The following is a 2,688-nucleotide window of genomic DNA, read 5'->3' as shown; positions in this document are numbered from 1 at the left end:
GGCCAGGTCAGCAGCGTCGGCACCACCAGCCCGACCCCCTTGCCGGATCGGGTCGGGGCGAAGCAGAGCACATGCTCCGGTCCGTCATGGCGCAGGTAGTCCTGTTGGTATCGGCCCAGCACCACGCCGTCGGGGCCGAGCAGCCCGGCCCGCTCGATCTCGGCCCGCCCTGCCCATCGCGCCGAGCCGTAGGTCTCGACGTCCTCGGCCTCGCGGGCACGCCAGACCGACATCAGGATGGCGATGCCGATGGCCAGAAACCCGCCCGAGGCGGCGATGATGCCGCCCTCCATGAAGATGCGCGGGGCATAGGCGTCGTAGAAATACCACCACCAGAACAGGGCGGGCGGGTAATAGACGGGAATGCCCCAGAGATCGAACCAGGCCGGGCCCAGTTGCGGCTGGAAGCCGAGCCGCCAAGCCGTCCATTGCGTGCCGGACCAGACGAAAATCAGCACGATCAGGAAGACCACGCTGATCTGGCCCCAGAGGATCTTCGTGCCGGACAAGGTGGTTCCAGCCTCCCTGCAGGTATCCGATGCAATGAGGAAAACCCACCTATCGCAGGATGCAACTGCTATGCTTGGGCTGGTCGCAAGCTGGCGCAGGGCAGCGTAAAAATACTTGCAGGATGCAGCCACTGATCGCCAGCGCTGGTTTTGCCTTCCCAACGCTGTCCTTACTGCTATCCGGGCAGTTCCTTCATCGGGTTGACATAGGGCACCCCCAGCGGCGCGAAATGCCGCTCGTTGGCGGTGAGCACGGTCAGGCCATGCGCGGCCGCCGTCGCGGCGATGGCGATGTCCTCGAAGCCGGGATCATGGGCGCGCGCCCGGTCGAGGATCGTGCCGGCGTGGCGAGCCTCCTCGATACCGAAGGATAGGATCCGGCTGCCATGGAAATGCTCGACGGCGGCAAGCCATCGGCGCAGCGCCGGGGCCTTGGCGCTGGCCCCGATCCTGACCGCGCGGGCGATGCCGGCCTCGATCTCGGCGATGGTGATGGTCGAGAGATAGAGTCGGTCGCTATGGGCGCGCATCCAGGCGGCGAGAGCCTCGGCACCGGCGTCGCGCCGCGTCGGCGCGGAGGCCGAGAGAATGTTGGTGTCGAGCAGGTACAAGGGTCAGAGGTCCGTATCCCGCAGCGCCCGCGCAGGCTTGCGGGCGCGTTCGGGGATGTCCTCGGGCTCGCCGGGGAAGGCGAGCAGCAGATCGGCGAAATCCGGCACCCGGGAGATGCGCTGCCATTCCTCGAAGGAGAGCAGCACCGCCTCCTTGCGGCCGTGCCGGGTGATCACCGTCGGCTCGCCGGCCACGGCTTGATCGACCACGGCGGAGAGCGTCGCCTTCGCATCCCGTAACTGAAGTTCCTTCATGGCCAATCCTCGCGATGACTATCTGTAGTCATATAGGATTGCCGCATAGGCCGTCTAGGTGAGCGTAGTCGCAGTCCCATGCCTTGAAAGGCAGTTTCCCAGCGATCTCACAACCCCAGCCCACGCTTGCGGCCGAAGCTCCAGTCCACGCCGCCATCGCCGCGCGCGACGCCGGAGACATGCTGGCCGAGATGCCGTTCGAGCGAGGGCGTCCAGGGCACCAGCTTGAAGCCCAGCCCGTCGTCGATCATGGCGAAGCGGCCGGAGGAAAGGACAAAGCGGCGGCGATAGGTGCCGGCGACATTCTCGCCATTGACGGTCCGGTCGAACGGCAGGCCGGTCTCGTGGGAGAGCCTCTCTGCCACGTCACCGATCTCGCGCTCGCGCAACCGGTCGAGCAACCGGCGCGCGAAGACGACACGGCCGCCCTGCCGCTCGGCCAGACCCTCCTCGATCAGGTGTTCCGCGCGCCGCTTCATCGCCCGGCGCACCTCGATCCCGAAGCCGGCCTCCGACAATGCCGCGGGATCGCGGGCCACGGCCTGGCGGTCGAGCCAGGTGGCGCCGCCGGCGGTGACCTGCGCCCGGATATCCACATCCGAGCGGACGGCCAGGGCGGTGCGGCGCTCGCCGCGCGCATCCTCGTATCGGCGCAGCTCGACGATGGAGCCGGGCGCGCTGTCGCCGGCGGCGTCGAAACTCGGCAGCCGGATGTGATGGGTGCGGCCATCGACGCCGTCGATCACCGCATAGGCCGTGCCCTTCAGCTCGTCGTCATGGCCGCGTTCCACCAGCCGGCCGAGGATCGGGCCGTCGGCCTTCTTGCTGGCGAAGACATAGTCCGAGACGCCGCGATCAATCCCCTGCCCCGACAGCGCCCGGTGCATGCGCTTGACGATGTCGCCGCGCTCGCCGAGGTCGCGCAGCACGGTCTCGGCCTCGGGTCGGATCACCCATTGCGCCTGCCCGACCTGATCGGCCAGGCCGAGGCGTTCCAGATGCCGCAGCCGCCCGACCTTCTGCGGCAGGTAGTCGTCGCGCGGGCCGTCGATGCCCGGCGCCATGTCGATGATGCCGGACTTGCCGGCGTCGCGGACCAGCTGGCGGTCGAGCGCGGTCCAGCGCTCCGCCTCGACCTGCCGCATCAGGCTGCGGCGGATCTCGTGGTCATGGCGCGGCCCCAGTTCTCGGGTGATCAGGTCCTGCGCCCGGTCGCGCAGTCCTTCCCTGATATAGTCGCGGGAGATGACCAGGTCCCTGCCGTCATCGGCCCGCCCCCGCAGGATGACATGGACATGGGGATTGTCGGTGTT

The 2,688-nt window shown here is 68.2% G+C and carries 4 protein-coding genes; all 4 read right to left on the bottom strand.

All coding sequences use genetic code 11. The features are described 5' to 3' along the window. A partial coding sequence (locus AQY21_RS06695) for a type IV secretory system conjugative DNA transfer family protein (protein WP_161905954.1) occupies positions 1 to 509 on the bottom strand: 509 nt, incomplete at its 3' end. A 176-nt stretch (positions 510 to 685) separates the two neighbouring features. Continuing rightward, a complete protein-coding gene (locus tag AQY21_RS06690; RefSeq protein WP_036749292.1) occupies positions 686 to 1,120 on the bottom strand; it encodes a PIN domain-containing protein in 435 nt (144 codons plus the stop codon). A 3-nt stretch (positions 1,121 to 1,123) separates the two neighbouring features. Next, entirely contained in the window at positions 1,124 to 1,375 is a 252-nt protein-coding gene (locus AQY21_RS06685) for a type II toxin-antitoxin system Phd/YefM family antitoxin (protein WP_036749290.1), read from the bottom strand. A 107-nt stretch (positions 1,376 to 1,482) separates the two neighbouring features. Further along, positions 1,483 to 2,688: DUF3363 domain-containing protein (locus AQY21_RS06680; protein WP_058096979.1), on the bottom strand; the 1,206-nt coding region annotated here is incomplete at its 5' end.

The sequence above is a fragment of the Paracoccus sp. MKU1 genome, from assembly GCF_001447385.1.
Taxonomy (GTDB): domain Bacteria; phylum Pseudomonadota; class Alphaproteobacteria; order Rhodobacterales; family Rhodobacteraceae; genus Paracoccus.
The sequence above is the reverse complement of the archived record's forward strand: the minus strand, read 5'-3'. Positions and strand labels throughout refer to the sequence as shown.

What these genes read in the sequence shown, in the direction of transcription:
- AQY21_RS06685 (WP_036749290.1), bottom strand. Translation starts at nt 1,375, where the DNA reads ATGAAGGAACTTCAGTTACGGGATGCGAAGGCGACGCTCTCCGCCGTG.